20 protein-coding genes are annotated in these 22,925 nt (G+C 36.6%); 13 read left to right on the plus strand and 7 right to left on the minus strand.

Annotation, left to right across the window (positions count from 1 at the left end; all coding sequences use genetic code 11):
- The first annotated feature begins 164 nt into the window (after positions 1-164).
- Positions 165-746 carry a hypothetical protein gene (locus tag HHO41_RS08835; protein ID WP_169097597.1) on the plus strand — a complete coding sequence of 194 codons (582 nt, stop codon included), beginning with the start codon at positions 165-167 and terminating at the stop codon, positions 744-746.
- Positions 747-796: 50 nt separating this feature from the next.
- On the opposite strand, the gene HHO41_RS08840 is transcribed toward HHO41_RS08835, so the two are convergent.
- Positions 797-2,047 (minus strand): DHH family phosphoesterase, encoded by a 1,251-nt coding sequence (locus tag HHO41_RS08840; protein ID WP_169097599.1) that lies wholly within the window; start codon positions 2,045-2,047, stop codon positions 797-799.
- A 212-nt stretch (positions 2,048-2,259) separates the two neighbouring features.
- Here HHO41_RS08840 and HHO41_RS08845 point away from each other — a divergent pair, with 212 nt between their 5' ends.
- Positions 2,260-2,880 carry a zinc metallopeptidase gene (locus tag HHO41_RS08845; RefSeq protein ID WP_169097601.1) on the plus strand — a complete coding sequence of 207 codons (621 nt, stop codon included), beginning with the start codon at positions 2,260-2,262 and terminating at the stop codon, positions 2,878-2,880.
- 10 nt (positions 2,881-2,890) lie between these two features.
- On the opposite strand, the gene HHO41_RS08850 is transcribed toward HHO41_RS08845, so the two are convergent.
- The gene (locus HHO41_RS08850; RefSeq protein ID WP_169097603.1) at positions 2,891-3,667 is read right to left on the minus strand and encodes a nitrilase-related carbon-nitrogen hydrolase; all 777 of its coding nucleotides are present in this window, start codon (positions 3,665-3,667) and stop codon (positions 2,891-2,893) included.
- A 121-nt stretch (positions 3,668-3,788) separates the two neighbouring features.
- Entirely contained in the window at positions 3,789-4,088 is a 300-nt protein-coding gene (locus tag HHO41_RS08855) for a hypothetical protein (protein ID WP_169097605.1), read from the minus strand.
- A gap of 606 nt (positions 4,089-4,694) precedes the next feature.
- On the opposite strand from HHO41_RS08855, the gene HHO41_RS08860 reads away from it, so the two are divergent.
- Positions 4,695-5,705 (plus strand): VanW family protein, encoded by a 1,011-nt coding sequence (locus tag HHO41_RS08860; RefSeq protein WP_169097607.1) that lies wholly within the window; start codon positions 4,695-4,697, stop codon positions 5,703-5,705.
- A gap of 56 nt (positions 5,706-5,761) precedes the next feature.
- On the opposite strand, the gene ltaS is transcribed toward HHO41_RS08860, so the two are convergent.
- On the minus strand, positions 5,762-7,717 hold the full coding sequence (ltaS, locus tag HHO41_RS08865; protein WP_169097609.1) for a lipoteichoic acid synthase: 1,956 nt from the start codon (positions 7,715-7,717) through the stop codon (positions 5,762-5,764).
- Positions 7,718-8,007: 290 nt separating this feature from the next.
- On the opposite strand from ltaS, the gene HHO41_RS08870 reads away from it, so the two are divergent.
- The 4 genes from HHO41_RS08870 (at position 8,008) to HHO41_RS08890 (ending at position 12,240) form a co-directional block, all read left to right on the plus strand.
- Positions 8,008-8,847 carry a DMT family transporter gene (locus HHO41_RS08870; protein ID WP_169097611.1) on the plus strand — a complete coding sequence of 280 codons (840 nt, stop codon included), beginning with the start codon at positions 8,008-8,010 and terminating at the stop codon, positions 8,845-8,847.
- Positions 8,848-9,145: 298 nt separating this feature from the next.
- Positions 9,146-9,631 carry a nitroreductase family protein gene (locus HHO41_RS08880; RefSeq protein ID WP_169097615.1) on the plus strand — a complete coding sequence of 162 codons (486 nt, stop codon included), beginning with the start codon at positions 9,146-9,148 and terminating at the stop codon, positions 9,629-9,631.
- A 129-nt stretch (positions 9,632-9,760) separates the two neighbouring features.
- Positions 9,761-11,548, plus strand: coding sequence for an oligoendopeptidase F (gene pepF / locus HHO41_RS08885; RefSeq protein WP_169097617.1), 1,788 nt, complete (start codon positions 9,761-9,763; stop codon positions 11,546-11,548).
- Positions 11,549-11,850: 302 nt separating this feature from the next.
- The gene (locus HHO41_RS08890) at positions 11,851-12,240 is read left to right on the plus strand and encodes a MarR family winged helix-turn-helix transcriptional regulator (RefSeq protein WP_169097619.1); all 390 of its coding nucleotides are present in this window, start codon (positions 11,851-11,853) and stop codon (positions 12,238-12,240) included.
- Positions 12,241-12,314: 74 nt separating this feature from the next.
- Here HHO41_RS08890 and HHO41_RS08895 read toward each other — a convergent pair whose 3' ends face one another.
- Positions 12,315-13,841: a peptide MFS transporter gene (locus HHO41_RS08895; protein ID WP_169097621.1), complete on the minus strand. Its 1,527-nt coding sequence runs from the start codon at positions 13,839-13,841 to the stop codon at positions 12,315-12,317.
- A 457-nt stretch (positions 13,842-14,298) separates the two neighbouring features.
- On the opposite strand from HHO41_RS08895, the gene HHO41_RS08900 reads away from it, so the two are divergent.
- The 5 genes from HHO41_RS08900 (at position 14,299) to recQ (ending at position 20,307) form a co-directional block, all read left to right on the plus strand.
- The gene (locus HHO41_RS08900) at positions 14,299-16,410 is read left to right on the plus strand and encodes an ATP-dependent DNA helicase (protein WP_348981248.1); all 2,112 of its coding nucleotides are present in this window, start codon (positions 14,299-14,301) and stop codon (positions 16,408-16,410) included.
- Between the two features lie 259 nt (positions 16,411-16,669).
- A complete protein-coding gene (locus tag HHO41_RS08905; protein WP_169097625.1) occupies positions 16,670-16,894 on the plus strand; it encodes a hypothetical protein in 225 nt (74 codons plus the stop codon).
- A 164-nt stretch (positions 16,895-17,058) separates the two neighbouring features.
- Entirely contained in the window at positions 17,059-17,550 is a 492-nt protein-coding gene (locus HHO41_RS08910; protein ID WP_169097627.1) for a hotdog domain-containing protein, read from the plus strand.
- Between the two features lie 225 nt (positions 17,551-17,775).
- Positions 17,776-18,039, plus strand: a complete 264-nt coding sequence (locus HHO41_RS08915) for a hypothetical protein (protein WP_169097629.1) — start codon at positions 17,776-17,778, stop codon at positions 18,037-18,039.
- Positions 18,040-18,168: 129 nt separating this feature from the next.
- Complete coding sequence (gene recQ / locus HHO41_RS08920) at positions 18,169-20,307, plus strand: DNA helicase RecQ (protein ID WP_169097631.1); 2,139 nt, start codon at positions 18,169-18,171, stop codon at positions 20,305-20,307.
- Between the two features lie 74 nt (positions 20,308-20,381).
- Here the strand turns inward: recQ and HHO41_RS08925 are convergent, their stop codons facing one another.
- On the minus strand, positions 20,382-20,648 hold the full coding sequence (locus HHO41_RS08925) for a hypothetical protein (protein ID WP_169097633.1): 267 nt from the start codon (positions 20,646-20,648) through the stop codon (positions 20,382-20,384).
- A gap of 297 nt (positions 20,649-20,945) precedes the next feature.
- Here HHO41_RS08925 and HHO41_RS08930 point away from each other — a divergent pair, with 297 nt between their 5' ends.
- Positions 20,946-21,737, plus strand: a complete 792-nt coding sequence (locus HHO41_RS08930) for an enoyl-CoA hydratase/isomerase family protein (RefSeq protein ID WP_169097635.1) — start codon at positions 20,946-20,948, stop codon at positions 21,735-21,737.
- 138 nt (positions 21,738-21,875) lie between these two features.
- On the opposite strand, the gene HHO41_RS08935 is transcribed toward HHO41_RS08930, so the two are convergent.
- Positions 21,876-22,700, minus strand: coding sequence for a P-loop NTPase family protein (locus tag HHO41_RS08935; RefSeq protein ID WP_169097637.1), 825 nt, complete (start codon positions 22,698-22,700; stop codon positions 21,876-21,878).
- Between the last annotated feature and the right edge of the window lie 225 nt (positions 22,701-22,925).

Raw genomic sequence — 22,925 nt, forward strand, 5'->3', positions numbered from 1 at the left:
AACAGCCAATTATTCTGGCTGTTTTTATTATAAAATCCTGACCAGCACCTCCATATATTGGTATAATGGAATATATAGGTAAATTATAAAAGCTAAACAACTAACGAAAGGGGGAATATAGTATTATCCTAAATATTTTATTTATTACTCTATTTATTGTCGGCATGTACTACATACTTTGGTATCGAATAAATCTGAAGAAAGCAGTTGAAGCTTCCAAGGATGCCATTTTTCCACAACCAAAAGAGGAATTAGCCAAAATTCTGATTCCTGCGGAATGGAAGGAAATGCAGCCACTCACAAAACATTCTAGGTCCTATCGCCTCGTTAATTGGGGGACCGTGCTTGTTATCATATTATTTTCCGGTTTATTCACGTTGGCCTTAGTGACTGACTGGTTTCAGTCGGAATTTTTAAACCTTATCTATTTTTTCTGTGTTGCGATAAGTGCCATTCACCATCCTGGCAATTTCTATATTTGTCAAAATGGACTTGTGTTAAACGGAAAATATCATTCATTTACCCAAGTAAAACACTATCAGGTTGAGCAAATCATCCGTTGGCATGATTTATATGGGTTAGATTCACGTGTGAATAATGCTTATAAATTGAGCTTTGATGTTAAGAATACATTTACTCAGCCAAATTTTATTGTCATCGAAGATTTGGAATCACTGAATACAATTGTGGGATTATTACAAAAGCACAACATTAGCAAAAAAAATGAAATTCAGCAGGCAAAATAACAAAGAAGGTCGGGTAATGTAAGTTATCCGACCTTCACTTTTAAGTGGTTCTATTTCATTTTTTCAAGTTTAGCAATAAATGTTTTAAGATGATCTTTATATTTCTTTTTCACTTGGTCGATTGGAAGTTGCAATTGTCTTGAAATATCAAATAAATTATCGTTATCATATCGTAACCATGATACGAAATTTCGTTTGATATATCTTTCAGCATCATCGTAACTATTAAAGCTTTCTGAGAGCTTACGTCCATTATGGATGATTTCAAAAACATTCGTCGTAGCTTGGTGAAGGTATGAAATTTCACCACGGCGATTTTCATAAATGGTGCCGTATGCTGCCTCCTTAACATTTAGTTCATTTCGGTCAGCGTCTATTTTTGCTGGAACGACTCCAAAAACATTGACCACAAATTTTTCGAATAGTTCACTACTTAAATCACAACCGGAAGCTTTTGGGTGACCACCACCGCCATAGCCCTTTGCAAACTCAGACACATTAATGTGATCATGAATCGTCCGAAAACCAGATTTCTTCGTACCAACATTTAAGAGAGCAATCATATCAAGATGTGGATTAAGCTTATTCAACGCATTACCAAGTTCTGACAAATATTGTTCAGCATGTACAATGCCTATTGCATAATCATCAATCATCGCTTGAACCATTTGTCTGTTTTTTGAGTTAATGTAACGATCAATTTTTTTCTCTTCAATATCTAGAAGCAAATTCTCTGTTTCTGTTAATGAAAATGTATCCGGATTATCTACAAGTCGTTTGAGAAGACTTTCCTCAAATTTTTCACGCTCAAGGATATAAAATAAGTCATTAAGTCGCTTTGCTGTGATGTTATTATTTTCGTCCCATTCCCATGTATCATATTGTCTAACGAGCTCAATAAATTCTTCTAAGCTTTTTAACCGTTGCATTTTGTTGTTAGTAATGAGGTGATCATAAAATAATGAAGTCGCACATGTTTTTTTGCCTGTTTCATATTCAGGTAATACCTGGCCCCATTGGTAATCGTTGAAGTGCAACGCTGTAACGTGATGATCAATCATTTGAATATGATGCCCTTTTTTATGACGTTCCTCAAGTTTCTTCTCAACAGCCTCATTCACCGCAAGGTCTGTGATATAAGTTTCTGTATGATGAAAATCAGGGTTGTCGATAAATTGTTCGACGCGCTGATTTAGAACACGGTAAGTGCAGTAAGATACGTGCGCTTCATCGCCGAAAGCAAGTTTGGCAATAATTCCGCAACCGAGACCATCTAAATCAATATCTGTAAAAAGTTTCATTCTGAAAATCTCCATCCTGTAAAATTTTCCATAAGGTCTATTTTAAACTAGGTTGTCTTTCTTATACAGTCATTAACAAGAAAAATATGAAAAAAATAGACAAATTCACTTAGAAAGAAATATACTTCAATTGAAACCATAGCCTAAATATTATAAAAATTCAACTTGGTGACCGCTTTCGACCCATTATTAAATGAATAGGGGGGAGTAGCTTGACACCATATGTGATTATTTTCATAACAATCTTATCTTTTTTGTTGAATTTACTCGCAGCGCAAAAGTGTTCGAACTTGATAACGCAAACTAGGAAATCAAACATGTCCGGAGACGAACTTGCTAAATGGATATTGATAAAGAATAAAAAAAGACATATCAAAATAGTCCAAACAGAAATAATAGGGGAAAACTTATATGACCCCTTATTAAAGGTAATTCAATTTGGACCGGATGTTTACGGAAAGAAGACAATTTATTCTATTGCTGTTGGAAGTCACGAGGCATGCCACGCCTTAAGATTTCAATATTTTCGTTTTTTATTTATACCAATTTCAGTCATTGCTAAGTACATATTCATCCCATTATTGCTCGGTTCACTATTATTTAACTTGCCAGTGTTACATGGAACAGTGCTAATCCTTTATGTAGGTCTGATTTTAATCAAACTTCAAATAGAAGTATATGATGAAATCAAAATCAATCAGCTTTCAATTAGATTGCTGTCACAAAACAAGCTTATTACCGATACGGAGTTACTAGAAACCAAAAAGCTCTATCGATTTTTCAATTACACATATTTTGTCAGCTTGCCCTTAAAAATTGTTCTGAATCGTTAATAAGTGAGTGTCAATATAGGTCTGTACGTCTGTCTTGAAAGATGGGGATAGTTTGGCGGACTTGTTCAATCTCGGTTAATTCCAATTCAACATAGTACAAACCTTCTTCAGTCTGATTACTTAATAATATGTCTCCCCATGGCCCAATAATCATTGAGTGACCGTTGAATTCATTGTTAGGATCACTACCGACTCGATTTACAGCAACGATAAAGCATTGATTTTCGATTGCCCGCGCTTGGAGGAGGAGGCGCCAATGGTCAATGCGTAGCTTTGGCCACTCAGCAGGGATAAAAATAATTTTAGCACCTGCTAATACATGGCTACGAAACCACTCTGGAAATCGTAAATCGTAACAAATCAGACCGGCGCAAACAGTACCTGATAGTTCAAACAAGTTTTTGCTATTTCCGGGATTTAAATAGAGATGTTCATCCATTAATCTAAAAAGATGGGCTTTATCATATTCAGCAACGATTGTACCAGCTTTATTGCTTACATACATTGTATTATAAAAGCCATCTGCTTTTTTTGTGGCGACTGATCCGCCGACTATATTAATATTATATCTGCGGCTAAGTGTGGTTAATAATTGTTTTGTTTTGTGACCGTCACAATCAGCGAGGCTATTAAGTTGAGTTAAAGCATAACCGGTATTCCACATCTCTGGAAAAACGACAATATCGCTCCCAGCAGCTGCTGCATCTTGGACGAAATTTTCAATAGTCAAGTAATTCTTATCGGGTTTAGCAAAAGCTATATTCATTTGCACACAAGCAATTTTCACCTTAAAACACCTCTATCACGTTTTAGTTTAGATTAAGAAATATTTTCGTTTACTGCAATAAAAAAATAAGTGAAGTCAAATAAAGAGGACATCATCTGATGGATGATGTCCTTTTTTAAAGTTAAATAAACATTGTACCTGAAACGATAAAGCTAAATAATGTACCTAGAACGGTGCTAGTTGCAGCGAATACCATCAACATGATACCGTGAAGTTCATTTCTCTCATGATAGGTCATGAACCCCATCGCCAAAGCAGCTACTCCAAAAATAATTGGCATAAAAATGAGTGAAATTGCTAAAAACAGCCATCCCAACGCCACATAAGCTAATCCACTTTTTTTAGTTGCTACTGCTCCATCATTTGCTAAAGTTATATTTCCGCAATTTTGACAATATGACCCACTTTGAGAATTATACATATGATCCACTCCATAAATTTATTTTTTTCACAAAGACCAGTAACAGGAAAACATGAGTACGAAAGAGACATATGGCTCGTTCTAACCTCTTAAATCACTCCTATCAACCGATTATCTATATTGAAAAAAACTGGATGTACAATACTTGGGTGATTGTTCACAATTTAGACAAATTTGTGAATGTAATCATAGATTACCATAATATTTAGAAAAATCAAGCAAAAAGTTTCGAAAAATACTATTGTAATAAAATGTAATCAATGTACTTACAGTGAAAACTCTGCGCGCATCTCAGACAAAATAATAGTTCTCTGCAAATTCGCAGTGGACCTATATGGTAAGACCCGCTTAAATTGACAAGAAATTTGTTCAATTTCTCACAAATACCGACAAAAGGACAAATCTATACAATATCATCAAAAATTTTGTGTCTTCATTACAGTTTTTGACTAAAAGTATAGCGCTATATGTTGAAGGGATTTACATGTCCTGGTGGAATACCTTTATACAAGAATGAATAAATTGAAAAGTGGAAATATTCTTACCATTAATTTGATCGATTAGTTATGGATAGAAAATATTGTTAAAGGTTAGGTAGGATGTGACATGTTAAAGCGGAAATGGTTCATGGCAATGGTTGTGGCTAGTAGTTTAATAGGATTAGTAGGTTGTTCAGGAAATACCACCAAAGAAGCAGAGGCATACAATCGAACTGTTAACAAGGAAGAAAAGAGGGCAGAGGAGAAGGTATCTGGAGAAGAATCAAATAAAAAAGAAGAACCTGAGGAAATTGTCGTCAATATCCTGGATCCAAACACAAAAGCTGTTATCAAGACGATAAATCCACAGGAAATGGGCTTTGGTTCCAATGATCAATTATATAAACAAGAGCTTGGAAAATGGGCACAGGAGTTAGCGAGGGGAAATGATACTACACCAGGATATGACCAACGAAATACACCTGATAGAATCGGACCAGATGGACAAATTGTTAAAGGTAATCCTCGAGTAGTCCTTGAGGAAGAGGAACTTGTGAACCGAATCTTCTCTGCATCTTCTAAGGGTGGTGATATTGAACTACCTCTTACCATTCAAGAAAGTAGTTACAATCCAGATGATGTTCCATTTTTAGGAGAAGTTGTTGTTGCTACATATACCACAAATTTTAATCCTAGTGTTACTGGGCGAAATAAAAATATTGAACTTTCAGCTGGAGCAATCCACAATGTAATTGTAGGAGTCAATGATTATTTTTCTTTTAATACAACAGTTGGTCCAAGTGATCAAGAACATGGCTATCAGCCTGCACAGGAAGCTGTAAATGGACAATTGATTATGGGGATTGGCGGCGGAATTTGCCAAACTTCATCTACCTTATATAATGCCGTTGATCAGATTGGTGTAAATTACATTGAGCTACATCACCATTCAGTCACGGTAGGATATGTCCCATCTGGGCGTGATGCGACCGTGTCATATGGTGGAGTTGATTTTCGTTTCCAAAACACAACCGGTGCACCATTTTTGATTACAACCACCTATAATCCAGGCGGAACATTGACGGTAGAAATAAAAACGTCTGCACAATATGCTGGTGTTATAAAGCGAGCAGTATAAGAAACACCATTATAGAAAAGCAGCCTTGGATGAATTCCAAGGCTGCTTGCTTTATCTTATTGTTCGTTAACTTGTTGATTATCAGGAGTGTTATAATTATATTTTGCTCGATCAACTGAGACAAAATTATCTGGTTTGTAAAATCTTAACAAATCTCCATTTACAACTCGATCTGAAAGCTCTAATTTTTGCTCAACACTCTCCGAGTATTTTTTAGCCTCTTCAAGTTGGTCCTCAGATAATGGTAAACCTGTTACAGAATCATAATATTTTCCATCAATAGAAGTAATGGTTGAACTTACATAATCCCCGTTACGGAATGGAACGATATCGTCATGTTGTTCTGATAATAAATCTGTACCAAATTGAACATATTGCTTCGAATCAATCCCTAGTAAATGTAAAAGGGTAGGTAGGATGTCAATTTGTCCACCATACTCATGGTTAGTTCCACCTTCAATCCCTGGAACGTGGATGAAAAATGGCACACGTTGCAAACCAGTGCTTTCAAAAGCGTTTACTTCTTTTCCAAGAACTTGTTCCATTGCTTGATTATGATTTTGAGATATTCCATAATGGTCACCGTACATAATGATAACTGAATTATCATATAAACCTGATTCTTTCAGGTAATTGAAGAATTGCTCTAAAGCCTCATCAGCATATCTTACTGTTTGGAAGTACTGATCAACTGACTTATCTCCTGTTGTCGCTGCTTCAATTGTTGTATCTTCTTGCGCCATATTATACGGATAATGGTTTGAAACTGTTATAAATTTTGTATAGAAAGGCTGCGGTAGTTTATCTAGTAGTGCAGTTGATTGTTCATAGAATGGTTTATCCATTAATCCATAGTCCGCAAGGCTTTCAGGCGTCATTTCATAATAATTTTCATCAAAGAAGTTTTGATATCCAAAGGACTTATAAATTTCATTTCGATTCCAAAAACTTCCGGAATTCCCATGGAATACTGCTGAAGTGTAACCTTGCTGTCCTAAAATTGCCGGTGCTGCCTGGTACGTATTCAACCCTTTTGTTGTAAAAGCGGAACCTTGAGGCAATCCATATAAAGAATTTTCAAGAATAAATTCGGCATCCGCTGTCTTTCCTTGAGCTGTTTGATGGAAGAAGTTATCAAAATAAAGCGTATTTTTCTCTCGAGTTAACGAATTTAAGAAAGGTGTTACTTCTTCACCATTTAGTTTATAATTAATGACAAATTCTTGCATCGATTCAAGATGGAGATATATGACATTCATGCCTTTAGCTTTACCAAAATAGGTTGGATTAGGCTCTGCATAATTTGATTTTGTAAAGTTAATGACTTCAGTGATATCGTTACTGTCAGCTAAAACTCGTTGAGCAGATGCTTTTGTACTTTGAACCGCATCGTATATTGTGTAATTATACATACCTAAATATTTAACAATATAGTTTCGATCAAAGCCACGTGTCAAAAGCTGTGGACGGTCAGCTTCAGCTAGTCCAAGGTTTGCACATGTAATTCCGAGTGCTAATGTAAACAGGGCTGCAACTTTACGACGTGTTATATCTTTTGCTTCCACTTTTATAAAACGCAATGATAGCAATACTAGTAAGATAAGAAAATCAACAAAAAACAAAACATCGTAAGGCTTTAATAATGAAGTAACGCTTGTACTTACATCGCCAAAGTTTTGTGTCTGCGTCAAAGTCGGTAATGTAATAAAATCGTTAAAGAAACGGTAGTATAGGACATTGGCGTATAGCAGAAAACTCATAATGAAATAATTAATCATCAGGAAGGTGTATTTCTTTCTTCCTTTAAAAATTAACGCTAATCCTAAAAACAATATCGAAGATCCTAATGGATTTAAAAACAAAAGAAATTTTTGAATCGTATTTTCAATACCTAAGTCAAACTGTGTGAGCTGAATTAAATACGTTTTAATCCATAAAAGGATTACCGCCATAAAGAAAAAGCCAATATATTTGTTTAAAATAATTTGACCTTTTTGAACGACGTTATTCATATAAGCACCTACCTTCTAGCACATAATTATGGCATAGTTTTTATGTTTTTTAAATACGTTATTTGAACTAATTGATGTAGGAAATGGTAATTTTGTTAAAAGATGAGCAACCGTCATTTTATATAAAGAATCGTTGCACAAGAGACTATCATACTACTTTTTTATAAAAAGTCAAGGATATGACCAAAGATTCTTTCTCACATTTTTTCTTTCCTCGGCCTTATTAAATGATTATACTAATATAGTGTTAGAAAACATCATTCTTTATACAGTTTGCGAGGAAAGTGGATATGTGGTTTTTGGGAGCAATGTTAACAACTGTTTGTTTCGGCATCAACAATGCAATTTTTAAATGGAGCACACAAAAGGGATTTTCCAAAGTTCATCTGCAATTTTTCTTTTATTTTACAGCGTTTATACTCACAACAGCTTACGCAATCAGTACCGGATCGTTAAAATTGAATGTCATTACGATTGTGCTTGGTGCGACGATTGGGATATTAAATACGAACGGAAATATTCAAATGTCAAAAGCATATGATAATGGGCCAGCGAGTTTAACTGCACCTATTGTTTCAGCTAATGCCATCTTTCCCGTATTAAGTGCAGGACTTATTTTTCATGAGCAGATTTCAACCGTTCAATGGCTTGGCATCTTGTTAATTTTATCCTCGGTTATTACGATTCAATATACGCCTAAACAATTAAAAATGAACACGAATTATTCAGCATGGTTATTCAGAATTATCTTGGCGTTTTTGTCGTTTGGAATATTGGGTGTTCTGATGAAATTATCTTCCGTTTTACATATTAGCTCGTTAAATATTTTAATCTCATTATATGGTGGAGGTTGTACTTATTTGCTCGTTTTAATGCTTTCAAATCGAGAAAAAATTGTACTACCCGTCATCAAGCTTGGTGGTTTAGTAGGTTTATTAAGTATTATTGGCTATAGTTGCTATTTTTTTGCATTGAAAACGGGTGTCGCGAGTATTGTTTTTCCGTTAGTTAGTTTAAATTGTTTGATTGTCATCTTCGTCGGTTGTTTCATATATAAAGAAACGTTGAAATCTTATCAAGTTGTTGGAATTTTTTCAGCCCTGCTCGGAATTATTTTAACCAAAATATAGCAAGGTAAAAATGTTGATTTCCGCTGCAGGCACTTCGCTTTCCGCAGGGCTAGTTGGGAGCCTCCTCGGCGCATTCGCGCCTGCGGGGTCTCCCATACCAGCTACTCCTGCAGGAGTCTTCGTGCCTTCCGCTCCAATCAACTCAATTTGTAATCAACCCCATCCTTTAACATTGCAACTATATAAATTTGTAACGATTCTTCATGTGAGGAATCGTTTTTTGTTTGTATGGGTATAGGCTGGTGGTCAAACACCCAATAATCGTAATAGCATACGTTATTATGAGGAGGGATGTTTAGTGGAGATCATCGAGGTTATAAACACCCGTCGCATTATTAAAAAATTCAAACCAGAACAAGTTGAACGAGATAAAATCATAGCTTGGTTAACAGCTGCCTCAATGGCACCAAACCATCGGCTCACAGAGCCATGGGAGATCGTGTTTATTGGGCCAGAGACACGTTCGAGTATTAATCACAAGACTAACTTTGGTGGAGCACCCATCGTCTTTGCAGTATTATCGAAACATGGGAAAAATGAAGTGGAACGTGAGGAAAACCGCTCGGCTACCTCATGTTTTATCGAAAACTTTATGCTTGCAGCCTGGGCAGAGGGGGTCGGTACATTTTGGTCCTCGGTTGGAATCACCCCTAAGAATCGCACACTTTTAGCTGTAAATGAGGATGTTGATGTGATCGGGGTGTTTGGCGTAGGCTACCCTGAAGAAATCCCAGAAGCTAAAAAAAGAACGCCCATCGTTGAAAAAATAAGCGAACTACCATAACACTAAGCCCGCAACGCAAACGCAGTGCGGGCTATATTTTTAGCATGAATTGGATAAAACAAGCATAAAGATAGATGATTATTGGTTGTTAGGTTAAAATTTAATCAAATATGTTTAAAGGAGGAGACTATGAAAACCTATAACTCAAGAACAGAAGTACCTATCGAAGAAACTTGGAACTTAGCTGATTTATATACAGACATTGATAAATGGGAGAAAGACTTTACTAAAGTTGAAAATATTATTCCGGAATTGAAGAAATTTGATGGGGCGATTCATGATGGCAAAAGTCTGTATCAATACCTGAAGCAATCAGAGCAACTCTCCTACACATTTAATCATCTATACGCTTATTGCATGCTTAAAGCTGATGAAGATACACGAGATACTTCTTCACAAAGTCTCCTCGACCGAATGAAGGGATTAAGTGTAAAGTTCAGTGGAGCAACCTCTTTCTTCATGCCATTTTTATTAAGCCTGGATGAGGACACGTTAAAAGGTTATATCGCGGAAGAAAAAGGACTTGATTATTTTGCAGAGGATTTGTTTGATTCATTTCGTTATAAACACCATGTATTAACGAGTGAGCAAGAGGCGGTACTTTCACAGCTAGGCGAAGCTCTATCTGCACCTGCGACAACATTTGGGATGATTAATAATGCAGATATTAAATTTGGCGAAGTAACAGGTGAGAATGATGAAAAGATTGAACTAACAAGGGGATTGTATTCTAAATTAATTGAGGATGAAGATCGAAGCAAGCGAATGGAGGCGTACAAAGCCTATTACAAACCCTATATTGCTGCGAAAAACACAATTGCTTCGACATTGTCCGCTGCAATTAAAAATAATGTAACATTAGCACGGCTTAGAAATTATCCTTCTGCCTTAGAAAAAGCATTATTTGGAGACAAGGTTCCAAAAGAAGTATATGAAAACCTCATAAAGGCCACGAAGGAAAATATTACTCCACTACATCATTATACAAGCATTCGTAAGGCGAAGCTTGGGCAAGATGACTTGCGTCAGTATGACATGAGCGTGCCGCTTGTAAAGGGAGTAAAAAAAGAGATTTCATATGATGAGGCATACGAATTAATGTTAAAAGGCTTAGCTCCGCTGGGCGAAGATTATGTTGAAGCATTAAAAGAGTTCAGAGCATCCCGCTATATTGATGTTAGAGAAACTCCTGGAAAACGATCAGGAGCCTATAATCTTGGAGTTTATGGTGTTCATCCATTTATCCTCTTAAATCACCAAGATGATTTGGATAGTCTATTTACCTTAGTTCACGAGTGCGGCCATGGAGTACATAGTAAGCTTAGTTCACAACACCAGCCGCAAATTACAGCACGTTATAGTATTTTTGTCGCTGAGGTTGCTTCTACAGTAAATGAGGTCCTCATGATGAATTATTTAATTGCGCATGAACAAAACGAGGAACTCAAGAAGTATTTATTAAACCATTTTATTGATAAGTTTAAGGGGACATTTTTCACTCAAGTAATGTTTGCTGAGTTCGAGAAGATCACTCATGAATTAGCTGAACAAGGGAAGCCCCTAAATGTTGAGATATTTAACGATATATATGAAACTCTCTTTAGGGAGTACAATGGACCTGAAGTCGTTTTCGATGAGGAAGTCAAATATGGCTGGTCGAGGATTCCGCATTTCTATCGACCATTCTATGTTTATAAATATGCGACAGGTTTTGCATCAGCTATCGATTTGGCAACAAAGATTTTTGAGGGAGATAAGCAAACTCTCTCAGCTTACTTAGAGTTTTTAAAAAGCGGTAGTAGTGATTATCCGTTAGAGTTATTGAAAAAAACAGGTGTGGATTTAACCACACCTATGCCAATTGAAAACACTCTCATTCGATTTAAACAATTAATCGAGGAGTTTTCACAAGTATAAAAAACCAGGCGAATCAGCCTGGTTTTTTCTTCGTACTGTATTATTTTGTTGTTTGATAAACTTTAATATTGAGGAAAATAGTCCATAATACACCTGTAGCGAAAACAATCGCACCAGTTAAGCTATTCGGAGAAAACAATTGTAATAAATCCATTACGATTCACCATCCTATTTTAGTTATGAAGTAGTATATAAATTCACAGTATGGACATACTTTATATCGCATTAAGATATATTCTTTGTTAATATTATATCGCAACAAGATATAAATATCAATACTAATACGAAAGTAGGGAAATCGGTTGGCTTCGATTTTAACGAAAGAAGTATACGAATATCTTGCCGAGTTTCGCTATCAATTGCGGAAATTCCAAAAATTTAGTGAATCTGCTGCTCGCGACCTTGGCCTAACACCGCAGCAACATCAATTAATTCTCGCAATAAAAGGTTATCCGGGTAGAGAATATGTTACGGCTAGTGAATTGGCTGAACGGCTTCAAATTACCCATCATGCTTGTGTAGGGTTGATTGATCGTTGTGAAACTGTTGGGTTAGTAACGCGAAGCAAAAACCCTGATGATGGCAGAAGCATATTAATTGAAGTGACTCCTCAGGGTATTCAATTGCTCGAAAAACTTTCAGAGATTCACCTAGAGGAAATAAAACGGATAGGTTTGTTTAGAAAACAGTAGTGGTCAAAATATATATCTTCAAAGACAAAAATGAGTGCTGTTCATGTGAACAGCACTCATTAACTTTATATTATTTATTTTACACCCTTCATAAACTCTTGAATTTTTGGAGCAAGAACGAAGAGGATAATACCTAATACGATAGAGGCACCACCGATTGTACCGAAATACGCTGTTTCGGTTTCGGGAGAGTAAAACTTTACTAATTGAGCATTAAGTGCTTGTGCTGCTGCACTTGCTAAGAACCATAAACTCATAATTTGTGCTGAGAAGGCAGCAGGTGCTAGTTTCGATGTTGCAGATAAACCTACAGGTGATAAAAGCAATTCACCAAAGACACAAACTAATATACTTAATACAAGCCATAAAGGGTTTACCAATGAATCAGTTCCACCAATGGCTGCTGGTAAAAGAATAACAATAAATGATATTCCAGCTAAGAGTAAAGATAAAGCAAATTTTTGCGGCACCGTTGGTTGGCGTTTCCCTAATTTTACCCACATCCAAGCAAAAAGTGGCGCAAACGTAATAATAAATAATGGATTTAATGATTGGAACCAAGCTGGTGAAATCTCAAGACCAGCAAAGTTTAATTGCGTACGATTATCTGCGTAGGTGGCAAGAATGGTTGATCCTTGCTCCTGGATTGCCCAGAACATGACTGCTGCAATAAATAATGGAATGTATGCAAGTAAACGAGAACGCTCGACTGCAGTTGTTTTGGGGCTGCGATACATCACAATAAAATAAGAAGTTGGAATAATGATACCAAGAATTGTAACTAGATTAATGACACTTGTAAATGTAAGAATGCCCATTGGAATCAACACTGCACACAATATTGCGACAATTGCAACTCCAATACCCATCATTGTGAAGACTTTCGTCTTTTCTGTTGGTGAAAGCGGATTTGGAATATTTGTACCTGCTAAACCTAAGTTTTTCTTTTTTGATAATACAAACATTACTAAACCTAAGAACATTCCAACTGCAGCTACACCAAAACCTAAATGGAAACTTTGCTTCATTAGTGAACCAACGATAAGCGGAGACAAGAAAGCTCCCATATTGATACCCATATAGAAGATGGTGAAACCTGCATCGCGTCGCTCATCTGATTCGCTGTACATTTCTCCAACAATCGTTGATACGTTCGGTTTTAATAAACCAGTACCTAAGACGATTAGAACCATGGAAATAATGAACATGGTAAAGCTACCAGGTATAGCAAGAGCAATATGCCCGGACATGATTAAGATTCCACCGTAAAATACTGCTTTTGAGGGGCCAAAGATACGGTCTGCAAACCAACCGCCAATAATACCACTCATATAGACGAGGGAACCATAAATTGAAGTGATGGATAACGCGAGGGATTGATCTATTCCTAAACCACCCTTTGATACCTCGTAATACAAATAAAACACTAGGATCGCTTTCATTCCATAATAGGAGAAACGTTCCCAAAATTCTGTGAAGAAAAGTGTGAAGAGTCCTTTAGGATGCCCTACGAAACCAGTTTGTGGCACACTGTCAACAATGCGCTGGCGCTCGCTAATTGGGGCACTATCCACAATTTTCTGTCTTTTTGCAACTGACATGTTTCAACCTCCTTGTTATTTTAATATAATACTTTCAATAGTTTGTTATTGTCAAAATAAATATTTGTAATACGTTATCTGATAATGTATAAATGCTTTAATGCCAATGTTTTAGAGTGGGTATCATGAAAAAGAAAGTTTTTTCAAAAGAATATTGTTATTTCGATATAATAAAAATTTCAAATAATTATGTTGATAATAAGCCGTTTGGGACTTATTTTGAAAGATTTGATATAATACAATAAGAACATACATTCTTATTGTTGATATAAAGGCTGGTGAGGTTTTGGCGTTAGAGGTTCAATTATCAGTTAGGGCTTTGGTGGAGTATGTGTATTCCAGTGGTAACATTGATGTGCGTTTTCGCTCACAAGGGTCGAGGGTAGACGGGACGAGGTTGCACCAAAAAATCCAAAAAACATACCAGGAAGGGGATCAAAAGGAGGTTTACTTGTCGATGAAGCTTCCTTTTGATGATCTTTGGTTCTTAATCGATGGCAGATGTGATGGACTATTAGCAGAGTCAGATGGTTATTGCGTGGATGAGATTAAATCGTTTTCACAGCCACTCAGAGATTTGGAACCAAATGGATATCCAGTTCATTGGGCGCAGGTCAAATTATATGCTTATATGATTTGCGCAGAACGTAAGATAACTGATGTTTATGTACAATTGACTTATATACATGTCGATACAGAAGAAACACGGAGATTGCGTCTGCGTTATTCATTCGCTAATCTTGAGGATTTTGTGTTTGAATTGTTAAGTGCATATGCTCCATATGCGCGCTTACAGCAGGAGCATATAATAAACAGAAATAAGAGTATCAAGCAACTGGCATTCCCATTTGAAAAGTATCGGACAGGTCAGCGGAAACTAGCCGGTGCAGTTTATAAGACGATTTTAGATGAGAAAAATTTGTTTGCGAAAGCACCAACAGGAATTGGTAAAACGATGTCAACCTTATTTCCTGCTGTCAAAGCAATCGGTGAAGGTCTATGCAATCGAATTTTTTATTTGACCGCAAAAACCATTACGAGAACCACAGCCGAGGAAGCCATGGTACAGATGCGTGGACAGAGTCTTCAGATAAAACATGTGACGATTACAGCGAAGGATAAGATTTGTTTCAAAGAGAGCACAAAATGCCAGGCTGATGCATGTGAATTTGCAAAGGGCTATTATGATCGAGTAAATGAGGCTGTACTTGATATCTATTCAAATGAAATGAGCATGACCAGAGAAGTCATTGAAATCTATGCGCGTAAATTTCAAATTTGCCCATTCGAATTTTCGCTCGATTTGGCCTATACAGTTGATGTAATCGTGTGTGACTATAATTATATTTTTGACCCACGAGTATCTTTAAAACGTCTTATGGAAGAACAAAAGAATACAACGGTTTTGCTCGTGGATGAAGCACATAATCTTGTGGACCGCGGCAGGGATATGTTTTCTGGAGCACTTGACAAAGCCCCATTTTTAGAAATAAAGAAACAGTTCAAGAATCATGATCAAAATCTGTATCAAGTGAGTTCACAAATCAACTCATTGTTCCTTTCAGTGAAAAAGACTAATCCTCATCATGCTGATTTTACAATCACTACATTGCCAGACGGTATGACTCAGCTTTTGGAACAATTTATTGGAACTGTAGAGACAATCTTGTTAAATGAGAGCCATGCCGAGTCAAATCTTCTCGAAACGTATTTTGAGGTTCAAAGGTTTTTAAGGATTTCGGAACTTCTCGATGATCACTATATTATTTATGGAGAAACAATAGGAACGAATGTAAGGATTAAATTATTTTGTATCGATCCATCCCAATTGTTAAAGAAACAGGGTAAGGGCTACCGATCAAAAGTTTTCTTTTCGGCTACACTATCACCCATCTCCTATTATATTGATATTTTAGGTGGAACTTCGGAGGATTTTCACCTTTTGATTTCATCTCCCTTTAAACAGGAACAACTTGATGTGTTTATTAACCCATTATCAACTAGGTATAAGGATCGGGAGCGTTCGTTAGCAAAAATTGTCACGATGACACAATCGTTAATTCTGAGTCGACCAGGTAAATATTTAATTTTTTTCCCTTCATATCAATATTTGTTAGCTGTCTATGATGAATATAAAAAATATGACCAAACTACAAAGACTATTGTTCAAAATCAAGGAATGTCAGAAGCCGAACGAGAGAACTTTTTAAATACATTTACAGACGAGCCTAATGAAAGTTTACTCGGGTTCGCTGTTTTAGGCGGGATTTTTTCCGAGGGAGTCGATTTGGTTGGAAATCGCCTAAATGGTGTTATCGTCATCGGGATCGGTTTGCCACAGGTTTGCTATGAACGAAACTTAATGAAGGAACATTTTTCCGAAAAAAATAAAAATGGTTACGATTATGCGTATGTATATCCTGGAATGAATAAAGTTCTGCAGGCAGGCGGAAGATTAATTCGTTCCGAATTTGATAATGGGACAATTGTTTTGGTTGATGATCGTTTTTTATCAGAGCCCTATCATTCGCTATTGCCAATAGAGTGGGGTCACTACACGATCATATAAAACAAGCTGTATGAATCCATTATGATGGAGGACATACAGCTTGTTTTTTTGAAATTGGAAAATATTTCTTATAAAAACTGCATAGGATGGATTAATAAGTAAATTTTAAGGATTTACCAGAAAAATGTATACATAGATTGTGATTTATATCGTTGGTGGATGACATTTGTCTGTATTATTATTAGTTTTAAATGATTGAATATTTTGTAATATAATGTTATTTTGAAATCGGAACTAGTGAAAAGGAATGGGGGATAACATGATTCGAATGGCCATAGCGGGGGTAGTTGGTTTCGTTCTGATTTTTGTTGAATCAATCATCGTAATGAAACTAAAAGGCTATCAAACCATCGAATTTGGCGGGATTGCCCCGTTCATCAACGTGTGGGCAATGAATTTTTTTCTCGTCTTTGCGATTGTAACTCAAATTACCAATTGGTATGAAAACAGAGAAGAAACCAGAGCAGAAGAAGAACGTCTTTAACTGACGTGCCAATTTAACTTGTCCTTTATGTTTCTATGATATCACCACATTCTATGACTAAGGAGAATGTGGTTTTCTTTTGTGCAAATTTTGGATTAATTAACCAAATTTTCTGTATTTTTAGAATAAATATGTTATAATGTACAACAAAGGAGTGATTTTTAGTGGCAGAAACTGTAGAAAAAGTAGTGAATGCAATTCAAGATGAGTATCCAGATGATTTCGCATGGTGTTATGGCTGTGGTCGTTTAAACGAACACGGACATCAATTAAGAACAGGTTGGCAGGGCGAACAAACAGTCACAATCTATGAACCTAAACCAGAGCATACAGCACTTCCAGGTTTTGTGTATGGTGGTGTCGTGGCTTCATTAATTGACTGTCATGGGACAGGTTCTGCAGCATTGACATTACATAGAAAAAATGGTCATGAGGTCGGCGACGGAGCTGAACCGCCTCGATTTGTAACCGCTTCCTTGAAGGTTGATTTTCTGCAACCGACACCTCAAAATGTTCCTTTAAAAGCGGTTGGGACTGTCCATGAAATTCATCCAAAAAAATTCAAGGTGGAAGCAGAAGTGTATGCAAACGAAGCATTATGTGCTCGTGGCGAAGTGATCGCTGTCGTTATGCCAAGCACATTCTTGAAGAAGTAATTGATTTAAGTAATCTATTTATGAAAAATAATCAGGGTGTCTCAAATTTTGAGACCCTTTTTATTTTTTGCAGCAGTTGCGGTAGGGTTACAAAAAATATTAGATAATTTTTCGACAGAAACACTATTTTACGATTTTAGGAGTATACTGAAATTGAGGGATGCTATTAAATTTTGTCGCACTTTTTGTAACCCTCATAAAGCGTAATATCGTGGAGGGAGTCATATGGAATTCTTCTTGTTAGGCTTTAACTGGGGGGATTGGGGACTCTTATTTATCGGAGTTGTTGTGTGGGGTCTTGTTATTGCATCTGGACTTTTGTTATTATGGGGAATTTGGAAAAAGTCTTGGAAAGCCTTAGTCATAAGTGGTTTGGCGTTCCTAGTACCAGCAATTATTCTGTTTACACAGCCCGGATTTACTAGATTATTTATCCTGATACCGTTACTCGTTTTCATTCTAGCTTACTTTTTTAAAAAGAAGCATTAACCATTTTTAAAATTGGGATGACTTAGTTGGTGTAAACTGATATAAGTCATCCTTTATATTTTTCTTATACATAATCATGTATAATACTCATATGATACATGTCTTTAAATGGTAAGGAGGGAATGTCGTTTGCTTGAAGCAGCACAGCAAATTTTAAAAACATATTTTGGTTATGATGAATTTCGCCAAGGCCAAAAAGCTACGCTTGAACACGTATTTAAAGGCGAAAATACGTTATGCGTAATGCCTACTGGAGGCGGAAAATCACTCTGTTATCAAATCCCCGCACTTAATTTCCCTGGAACAACGATTGTCATCTCACCACTTATTTCTCTCATGAAAGATCAGGTTGATTCATTGCAGCAATTAGGTATTGCTGCCACATATATTAATAGCAGTTTAACACCAGCGGAAATGAATGAAAGATTGACATTAGTTCAACAAGGTACATACAAGCTGTTATATATTTCACCAGAGCGGCTAGAATCAGGGATGTTTTTAGACGAGTTAAAGGATATAGAAATTCCTTTGATTGCCGTTGATGAAGCTCATTGCATATCGCAATGGGGTCACGATTTTCGACCAAGCTATCGTTATATTTCGAGCATTCTGGCTCACATAAGTACAAAGCCGATTATCTTAGCTTTGACTGCGACAGCAACAGCTCAGGTCCGTGCGGATATCCGACAATCGTTACAAATCGAAGATGAAGTTGTCACTAGCTTCGAAAGAACCAATCTAGCTTTTTCTGTTGTTAAAGGTCAAGACCGCGACGCATTTTTGCTAGATTATTTGAAACAAAATGACAAAGAATCTGGCATTATTTATGCTGCCACTCGAAAAACAGTTGATCAACTTTATCAGCAATTACAGGCACAAAATATTCAAGCTGCACGCTATCACGCGGGTTTAAGTGATCAAGAGCGGCAAGAGATGCAAACGGCATTTTTACAGGATGAAAAAACGGTCATGGTGGCTACTTCTGCATTTGGAATGGGAATTGATAAATCGAATGTTCGTTTTGTTATCCATTATCAAATGCCACGAAATATGGAAAGTTATTATCAAGAGGCCGGTAGAGCAGGACGGGATGGATTGGACAGTACATGCATCCTTTTATACGGACCTGCCGATACACAAATTCATCGCTTTTTAATAGATCAATCATGGGAGAGAGAACGCATCCCCCTCGAACTCGAAAAATTAAACCAAATGGTGGGGTTTTGTCATACCGAGGATTGTCTCCAAAGTTGGATTGTTGATTACTTTAATCAAGAGCCTTCAGGTGACTGCGGGAGATGCAGCAATTGCACTGATACGAGACAAAGTGTTGATGTGACAAAGGAAGCGCAAATTGTGCTTTCTTGTATTGTGAGAATGGGGCAGCGCTTTGGTAAGGCGGCTGTTGCCAAAGTCCTGACTGGTTCAAAAAGCAAGTCGGTGACACAATTTCAGTTTGATAAGCTTTCCACCTATGGACTGCTGCAATCAGAGGGCACGAAGGATGTCACTGAGTTTATCGATTATTTAATTACCGAAGAATTAATTGGAATAGAGAATGGGCAATTCCCAACGATATACGTCACGGTTAAAGGCAAAGAAGTACTTACCGGTCGACAAAACGTCAGCCGAAAAGAGGCAATTCAAGCAAAAACGATTTCAAAGTCAGACCCATTATTTGAGGAACTCCGCTTGCTCCGCAAATCGATTGCCGAACAGGAAAAAGTACCACCGTTTGTCATTTTTTCAGATTCTAGTTTGCAAGATATGTGTATAAAGTTGCCAAAAACAAACAGTGAAATGTTAAATGTTAAAGGTGTAGGCGAACATAAGTTAGAAAAATACGGTCTGGAATTTATTCAATTAATCCGTGACTTTTGTCAGCGAAATCCAGAGCGGGAGACGCAAGTCTCATTACACGAAGCAAATTCTGTTACGACACCAAAACCTCATGCTAAGAAGCGGAATCCAACTGGAAGTCCATCACATCATGAAACGTATGAAAAATACCGGTCTGGATTGTCATTATTTGAGATTGCAAAGGAAAGGGATATTACCTTAATTACCGTTCAAAATCACCTGATTCGCTGTGCCGAAGAGGGACTTGAAATTGATTGGGAAAATGAACTGCCGCAGGAGGTCAGACCAGTCATTGCAAAAGCCGTTCAAACCGCAGGTACTGATAAACTAAAGCCTATCAAGGAATTGCTTCCTAATGAAATCACCTATTTTATGATTCGAGGATATTTCTTTTTAAATAGTAAATAAAATGAATCCCTGTGAAAAGGAAACAAGCACCTTTGCACAGGGATGTTACATATCATACGGTACCATAATATTCATTAAAGGATCCCCTCTAAAAGTTGTCGAAAATAGAAAGCCCCCAACGATGTCACACTAATAATCAACACTGCGATGGATAAATAACGCGCTCTAGCAGCTTGTTTTACATATTGGTACAGAAAATAAGCAGATATGATTATACCTAAGTAAAAAGCAATTGCCCAAACTGAATTCAAGAGAGCAGCACTGCCAAAATTAGCGATGAAAAAAATATAATAAAAGCTGTTTACCACTAATAGTATCATTAAAATAATTTTCCTTATCATTCATCTCATCTCCTTTTATGCTCATTCATATTTTAACATAATTTACTCACTAATTGTAATATTCTGATTTTTAATTTGATGATTGTCATCATATCATTATGGAAACAGAATAATTCCGAACGAAAAATTTTGTTAAAAGAGCGCGAATTGTTTATATTTTTCGTCAATTGTGTTATAGTACAGTATGTTATCATAATCACATACGGAAAATTCCATCAATTTTTGTCGGGATATGACAAAGGTTTGCACAATAGTTGACCAATATTTTCAAAGATTATCGTAAAGGGAGAGAGATTGATGCGTGTAGGAATTAAAAGAATGACAGAGGAACAAGCGAAAATTACATTGCAAGAAGCAGCAGGGCTGGCCATTATTACCATTCATCGCCCACAGAAACGCAATGCGCTAACTGCTAATATGTGGAATCAGTTAGCTGAAATAGGTCAAAAGGTGATTGAAAATCCTAAAAATAGAGTACTGCTTTTAAGAGGTGCTGGCGAACAATTTACAGCTGGTTCTGACTTAGGTGAGTTCCATGAAATGTCACTGGAAGAGGCAGAGCATGCGTTTGTATTAATGGAAAAGGCTATTTCGACGATTGAAGGCTTACCAATTCCGACAATCGGTGTCATTAACGGACCGGCAATGGGCGCAGGTCTTGAACTAGCCTTAGCATGTGATATTCGTGTAGGTTCAAACAAGGCAGCATTGGGAATTCCCGTTGGAAAGCTTGGTATAACTTTAAATAATAAATTTGCGAAACGGATCGTTGATCTAGTGGGTCCAAGCATTACAAAAGAATTAGTTTATTTAGGGAGAATTTTGAAAGCGGAAGAAGCATATTCGTTAGGGATGCTAAACTATTTGGTTGATGAGTCAGAATTAGACCGGTATGCATTTAAAATGGGGAAATTAGTTGCGACGATGTCACCTGCATCATTGTTAGCGGTGAAACAATCAGTTAATGAATGCATTAACAGCGCACCGGTACTTTGGAATGGTTCAACACCATTTGTCGATGCCCAAGATTTTCCTGAAGGAGTCGCAGCTTTCGTTGAAAAAAGACCACCTCAATTTAAAAGAAAATAGTAAGAAAAGCGGAAACGGCTCGCATAGGGGCGACAGGCATAAGACGAATCACGCAGGAGGCGTAAGCCTCTGGAGAGATTTGGCTTATGACCCGAGGCCCTAGCCGCTGAAGCTAGACAGTAAAAAAAACGGAAGGCTCTAGCTTATGCTTGAGCCTTCCGTTTTTTTTGATAACAGAATGGTAAGATTTACTTGATAAAGCTCAATATTTAACTGATTTAAAAAATGCATGCGGATTTCTTGTTGCAGCTTTTCCGTCAAGTTAATCAGATTGCCGCGGATTGGGTATTTAATCGAAATGATAACCTTAAGGAGTGGCATTTTGTCAATATTAAATTCAACTGCTTTACATTCACCAATTTGCTGATATTGACTACAGATAATTTCAACGATGTTTTTAAATACTTTTGGCTGGATGTTAATTGCGCCGCGATGGAAATCAGGATGGACAATGGTATTTTCACCAATTCGTTCTTTTTTTGAGGAGAAGATTTCGACACCACTTTGGATCAGTTTTTTAAAAAAATTCTGATCTACCTGTTTATACGGAATGGGGATAATATGCTTACCCTCAGTTCCTCTAATAAATTGAGCTAATTTTATTTCGCTTGAAGTCCGAATATCCTCCACATAAAAATAATGGTTAATGTCACCTAGATTTAATCGACTAGCGATTAGACGGGTCATTTTATCAGAAGTCCCGATGATAAGAATTCTATCGATGAAATAATTATTGATTGCCATTTGAACCTCTTTTAAATGATCTTCATCGAAAAAGGTTGCCCGCTTCACAGCTTTTAGAGCATTTTTTTCAAATTTTGCTGAGTAGCCAGCAATTTTTTCACCATTAAAAATTAATAAACCATCATCAATAATGGCAGGAATTTTATGTTTATGCGCAAATGAAAGAGCGCTTGTACTTTTCCCTGATCCACTTGGACCACTTAATGAAAAAATTTCCATTCATGACTCTCCTAAATCTATAGACTTTTCTCTATTTTATGTCATTTTACAATACCTGTCATCACAATGGTTTTGACAATATTAAACTAGTAATCGAATATAGCGGCAGAATATAGTCGATATTTGTAAAGAAATGTAGCAAATAATTTTCGTAGTTTTGAAATGAATATCACTGATTTTGGACATGCTATAATTGAGAATGAATCATAAGGATAGCAATAATAG

Origin of the sequence: Bacillus sp. DNRA2, assembly GCF_012843265.1 — a bacterium.
Lineage (GTDB): Bacteria > Bacillota > Bacilli > Bacillales > Cytobacillaceae > Bacillus_BU.

Bases quoted from the DNA above. Each gene is read 5' to 3' on its own strand.
- HHO41_RS08915 (WP_169097629.1), top strand. From the start codon at position 17,776: ATGGAATTCTTCTTGTTAGGCTTTAACTGGGGGGATTGGGGACTCTTA.
- HHO41_RS08930 (WP_169097635.1), top strand. From the start codon at position 20,946: ATGCGTGTAGGAATTAAAAGAATGACAGAGGAACAAGCGAAAATTACA.
- HHO41_RS08935 (WP_169097637.1), bottom strand. From the start codon at position 22,700: ATGGAAATTTTTTCATTAAGTGGTCCAAGTGGATCAGGGAAAAGTACA.
- ltaS (WP_169097609.1), bottom strand. From the start codon at position 7,717: ATGAATAACGTCGTTCAAAAAGGTCAAATTATTTTAAACAAATATATT.
- HHO41_RS08860 (WP_169097607.1), top strand. From the start codon at position 4,695: ATGTTAAAGCGGAAATGGTTCATGGCAATGGTTGTGGCTAGTAGTTTA.
- HHO41_RS08905 (WP_169097625.1), top strand. From the start codon at position 16,670: ATGATTCGAATGGCCATAGCGGGGGTAGTTGGTTTCGTTCTGATTTTT.
- HHO41_RS08895 (WP_169097621.1), bottom strand. From the start codon at position 13,841: ATGTCAGTTGCAAAAAGACAGAAAATTGTGGATAGTGCCCCAATTAGC.
- HHO41_RS08835 (WP_169097597.1), top strand. From the start codon at position 165: ATGTACTACATACTTTGGTATCGAATAAATCTGAAGAAAGCAGTTGAA.
- HHO41_RS08855 (WP_169097605.1), bottom strand. From the start codon at position 4,088: ATGTATAATTCTCAAAGTGGGTCATATTGTCAAAATTGCGGAAATATA.
- HHO41_RS08870 (WP_169097611.1), top strand. From the start codon at position 8,008: ATGTGGTTTTTGGGAGCAATGTTAACAACTGTTTGTTTCGGCATCAAC.
- HHO41_RS08840 (WP_169097599.1), bottom strand. From the start codon at position 2,047: ATGAAACTTTTTACAGATATTGATTTAGATGGTCTCGGTTGCGGAATT.
- HHO41_RS08925 (WP_169097633.1), bottom strand. From the start codon at position 20,648: ATGATAAGGAAAATTATTTTAATGATACTATTAGTGGTAAACAGCTTT.
- HHO41_RS08900 (WP_348981248.1), top strand. From the start codon at position 14,299: ATGAAGCTTCCTTTTGATGATCTTTGGTTCTTAATCGATGGCAGATGT.
- pepF (WP_169097617.1), top strand. From the start codon at position 9,761: ATGAAAACCTATAACTCAAGAACAGAAGTACCTATCGAAGAAACTTGG.